We start from the raw sequence: 4,494 nt of genomic DNA on the forward strand, positions 1-4,494 counted from the left end.
AATCCGTCCGGAATGAAATCGGAATGCCTGGCCGGCTTCGCGTCGGAATCAGTGGCCGGCTTCATCGGAATACGCACATGGGGCAAGGTCACTTTGGCACGACCGCTCCAACAAACCTAATGCATGCTTGTGCAATTCAATTACAGGAGCGTCAGCGCTCAACCGGGTTAACGGATGGTCCCTGCCGCGCGCGCGGCTGCCGCCTCCAGCCCATGGGCTCTTGCCGTCATTGGCTTTAGTTGGCGATTGGCGTCCCACGAAAGCACCCCAAGCGTCAGGGGGGCAGGTCCCAGCGACATGAACACAAGCAAGACGGTGATCGGCTCCCAAGCTTCAGTAATTGGGTCCTCGGCCTTGAAGGCGATCACGACCAAAATGACCGCTAGGACCACGGCAATCGCAGAATTTACGATGATGTACTTCGTGAATTCCTTGAACAGATTAATTTTGAAGATTTCGTAGTCGCTTTCCAGCCTTTCGAGTTCATCCTTCAATTCCTGCGGAGGGCGTTCATCCACTGGAACTGCGAACAAGCTCTTCGTTCGAGCGACGCTCCGCAGAAACGGTTGGACGCCCAAGTCTCCGTACAGCTGCAACACAGCTGTCCCCACGTGCAGGCTTACTCCTAGTTGAATTAGGCTCGAAAAGTCACCATACTTCATTATGTTCTACCCCGCCCTCGCAATGGACAACAGTGGCCTACAATCCCACCATTCTAGCTGATGTTCTACGCGCTCGCTCCTTGACACAAGCCGAACTGTCTAGACGGCTTGACATGGGCGTTAACGAGCTTCGCTCCGAACTCGGCAGACAGCCAGAGCCTGCGCAAGGCATCCTCAACCAAATCGCCAATGAGCTGGCCGTACCAGTCTTCACATTCTTTATGGAGAAGGCGCCTCAGCTTCATGATGCCATTCCTGACTTTCGGTCAGAAACGCCCCAGCCAAGACCAAAGACGAAGGAAACTATAAGGGCAATTCAGTTCGGGGAGGGCGTGCAGAAGGCGCTTAAGCGCCACACGGTTGAGAATGTCCTCGACGGCATGCCTCGATTGACAACGACCGATGTGGGCGAGATCAGCAGAGCAGCTCTCCACGCCCGCGACTTCTTCAATGTCACTCTAGATGATCAGCTAGAGGCGAAGGATGATCGGGCCTTCTACTTGATATGTCGCCAGAAGATCGAGGCGCGGGGCGTCTTGGTCTTGCACGAGAGCTTTCCCGAGCAAGACGGCAGCGGCTTTTGTTTATACGATCCTCGTCACCCAGTGATTGTAGTGAACACCAAGGCGCAGACATGGGGCCGACGGCTGTTTACCTTGGCGCACGAACTCGCGCACGTTCTACAGCACAGCTCCGGCATCTCCGATCCCTTTGTGTGCCGCAATTCGATCGAACGCGCTTGCAATCGCTTTGCTGGAAGCTTTTTGGTTCCGAAGAAATTCGTGCCAGCGCTGTTGCGGCTTCAGAATGCAGACAAGATTACGCCTGATGAGGAGCACGTAAGATGGGCTTCGAGGCGCCTCAAGATCAGCCAGGAAGCGGCGGTCCTGCGGCTCGAACAGTTAGGAGTGTATACGAGTGGAAGTTACGAAAGGTGGAAGCGCCTTGTTCACAATCGAAATCCTGATTATTCATGGCGGCGCGGAGGCCCTGGTAAAGAGCCTGTGCCGCAGGAGAAGGTCAAGCTCTCAAAGTACGGCTTTGGCTTCGCGCATGCATTTGATGAGATGCTTCAGCAGGGCCTTGTCTCAGAAGTCAATCTCTACCGCTCGACGGGCCTGAAACCAAAGTACCAACGACCGTACTTCGACTACGTCAAGTCACTCACCCCTGATCAGCTCCGGTTGTTGGAGCTGGATGATGAGTGACGAAGATCAGCAGTGCTTGTGCATCGTCGATACAGACGGGTTGCACGCCATTGCGACTGCCTCTGGCAATCTGAAGACCGTCCTGACAGATATGCTGAGCACCGGCGAAATCGGAGTACCGGCAATTGCACTTAAGGAGTTTAGAAAGCTGTTTGAGGATGAGGCGACGGAACTTGAGCCGTTCATCTCGAAGAAGATTGCCATGAAGAAGGCGTTTTATGTGGGGGCCGCGCGCATCGCAGAGCGACTGAACTCTGGCTTCTCTCGTGGCGCCCATGATGAAAACGTGGAGCTATACGTCGGAGCAATTGCAGTAACGAGCGGCTGCACCATCGTCACGTCAGCCTCTCAAGCCGCGATCTACAGCAATATGGGCTGTGAGGCGTCCGAACTTTCAAGCTGGGTGGCGCTTCAGTGACGTGCATTAACCGCATCGAGAAAGATGCGTCGTTCGGCAGCTGAAGGCGGAGCGGATTGGTCATCATCGCGTAGGCCGATTGAACGTAACCCTTCGCGACACTGTATGGTTGCTCAGGACTGATCTTCATTAACGTCCTCGCGCGTCTTGGAGCGCAGAAAGCGCAGGGCCTCCGTCACCACGCGGAGTAGGTTGCGGCCATCCACGACAACGGCTCCAGTCCGGTCTCCAACCATCGAAGCACCTGCCATCATCCTGCCTGCCAATGCTGGCGGTCGCTCGTACACTTCTGACGCTTCGAGTCCTCTCTTGCTGGTGGTCTTAACATGCTTGAACGCGTTGGCCGCCTCGCTCGCCAACCGAAAATGCTCACTTTCTTCTTTGAACTGCCTTCGCAGCGCGGCGCGTCGAGTGTGATGTTCCTTTCCGTCCCACTGCGAGCGGTCGCCCGGAAACGCCAAATAGTCCACTGAATGATCTATCGCAACGCAAGCTAAGAAGCCGATCCTGACGCTCGAAGGAAGCTGGCGGAAGTCATCCACGGTTGGCTCAACGATTTCATTGACGTAGCGTTCATAGTCTTCCACTGCACCCCGCCTCTCGTTTACGCTTACCGTGCAAGCAATGGCTTTTTCCTGTCTCATCTGCATCTCGTCAAGGGGGCTCAAGAATGGACACGCTGCTCGGTGCAAATCTTTCCGGGGTCTTCTGGGCAACGGATGATCCAGCCTCACAGCTCTCTGGCACGCTCGATATTGATGAGAACGGTTCAGCCACTTTGAAAGTCGAGGGAGACCGATCCATATTGATGGCGCTCGATGCGCGCCAAAAGTTCCAAATGCACGGAAGGGCTCAGGGCGAAGAAATCACGCTGTTCGTCTGCTTCACCGTTTGGGTGCCGTTCTTCCCCACTGAAAAAAGGGTGAAGGCGCGCATCGCGGTCAACATTGTCTCGGTAGGCGCGCATATCGAGAACCTAGGGACGCCGTTTGCTTCCGGTTTGTCGTTTACCACTCCAGAATTGATACGCTGGACTGGCCTTCGAGGCATGACCCACAAATCAACTAAGAAGGAACTGAAGGTTACGTATCGAGGCAAGAAAGCCAAGGAAGTCCGGGTTGCTGGCGCTACTTTCCAGGTAAGCACCGGCATAAGAGAAGTGGGCTCAATCTCCGAAATCAACTTGATTGAGCGCCATGGCATTCGCGTCGCCTTCGACAAGCCTCAATCAGTGTCGGAGGCAGACAGGTGGACCACGAAAATCTGCCGCTTGTTCTCTGTAGCTTTGCGATGTGAGATCGTATGCCGTGTCTACACCATTGAGCGGGAGACAGGGTACCCCGTTAGGATGGTCGCGCCATGGTCAGCGAGCAAGTCTGGCGAGACTAAGCTACTTCATCCGCTTTTCACCAGACCGAAGAGGCGCGCGGTCTATGAGAAGGTACTTCGATCTTGGTTTGCGCAGTACGACAAACTGGAGCCTGTCATTTCGCTTCGGGTCGCACTTCTATCGCATCCCCAGAAATTTCGTGAGTTTGAATTTCTTACATACGTTCAGGCATTAGAGGCACTTCACCGAAGAACACACCCGGCACGGAAACTCGTCACAGAGAAGAAGTATTCGGCTTTACACCGCAAACTCGCTGACGCAATCCCCGCGCGCTGGACGCAAAAGGCCGATTTTGTAAGGAAGTTGGAATACCTAAATGAAATCACTTTAGCTGATCGGCTGCGTGACATCTTTACGCACGATAAGGAACTGTTGAGCAAGCTCTTCAAAGATGAAGGCAAAGACATCGCCCTCATAAGGGACTCGCGCAATTACCTGACCCACTACGAGGGGAAGCGGAAGGAGAAGAAAATCAAAGCCTATTTGGCCACAGGGTGGTTCTCATACTTCACACAAAAGGTGCTGCTACTCCTCGAAATTGAAATACTTCGCGCCATAGGGTTCAGCGCCAGCGAAATCAGAAAGCTGGTCGGGAATGACCCTACGTATCGTGATCTTTGCAAGATAGATCATTCAGGCGGTTGACGAGTAGCGATTGCTTCATTGCACGATTGTCAGTCGCACCCCCGCTATGCAAATCGGAATCCCTCAGATTCCAAAATGCTTGTTGTGACCACTCACACGCGGAATGGGACCGCCGATTGTGGAGCCAGCGACAATGAAGAAGGTGGCGCGCCTCAACATGCTCGTGGCTTT

At 54.2% G+C, this 4,494-nt stretch carries 5 protein-coding genes; 3 read left to right on the forward strand and 2 right to left on the reverse strand.

The genetic code is table 11. The features are described from left to right. Positions 1-167: 167 nt before the first annotated feature. Positions 168-518 (reverse strand): hypothetical protein, encoded by a 351-nt coding sequence (locus XI03_RS01785; protein WP_271591128.1) that lies wholly within the window; start codon positions 516-518, stop codon positions 168-170. Positions 519-775: 257 nt separating this feature from the next. On the opposite strand from XI03_RS01785, the gene XI03_RS01790 reads away from it, so the two are divergent. Together XI03_RS01790 and XI03_RS01795 are read left to right on the forward strand one after the other, a co-directional pair. Continuing rightward, on the forward strand, positions 776-1,870 hold the full coding sequence (locus tag XI03_RS01790; RefSeq protein WP_271591129.1) for an ImmA/IrrE family metallo-endopeptidase: 1,095 nt from the start codon (positions 776-778) through the stop codon (positions 1,868-1,870). Continuing rightward, positions 1,860-2,288, forward strand: a complete 429-nt coding sequence (locus XI03_RS01795; protein WP_271591130.1) for a hypothetical protein — start codon at positions 1,860-1,862, stop codon at positions 2,286-2,288. Before XI03_RS01790 ends, XI03_RS01795 begins: the two co-directional genes overlap by 11 nt. A 113-nt stretch (positions 2,289-2,401) precedes the next feature. Here XI03_RS01795 and XI03_RS01800 read toward each other — a convergent pair whose 3' ends face one another. Beyond that, positions 2,402-2,932 (reverse strand): hypothetical protein, encoded by a 531-nt coding sequence (locus XI03_RS01800; RefSeq protein WP_271591131.1) that lies wholly within the window; start codon positions 2,930-2,932, stop codon positions 2,402-2,404. Positions 2,933-2,958: 26 nt separating this feature from the next. Between XI03_RS01800 and XI03_RS01805 the strand changes: the two genes are divergently transcribed. After that, complete coding sequence (locus tag XI03_RS01805; protein ID WP_271591132.1) at positions 2,959-4,323, forward strand: HEPN domain-containing protein; 1,365 nt, start codon at positions 2,959-2,961, stop codon at positions 4,321-4,323. Positions 4,324-4,494 lie beyond the last annotated feature (171 nt).

Origin of the sequence: Bradyrhizobium sp. CCBAU 65884 (genome assembly GCF_028128835.1) — a bacterium.
GTDB classification, from domain to species: domain Bacteria; phylum Pseudomonadota; class Alphaproteobacteria; order Rhizobiales; family Xanthobacteraceae; genus Bradyrhizobium; species Bradyrhizobium ottawaense.

Bases quoted from the DNA above. Each gene is read 5' to 3' on its own strand.
- XI03_RS01795 (WP_271591130.1), top strand. From the start codon at position 1,860: ATGATGAGTGACGAAGATCAGCAGTGCTTGTGCATCGTCGATACAGAC.
- XI03_RS01800 (WP_271591131.1), bottom strand. From the start codon at position 2,932: ATGAGACAGGAAAAAGCCATTGCTTGCACGGTAAGCGTAAACGAGAGG.
- XI03_RS01805 (WP_271591132.1), top strand. From the start codon at position 2,959: ATGGACACGCTGCTCGGTGCAAATCTTTCCGGGGTCTTCTGGGCAACG.
- XI03_RS01790 (WP_271591129.1), top strand. From the start codon at position 776: ATGGGCGTTAACGAGCTTCGCTCCGAACTCGGCAGACAGCCAGAGCCT.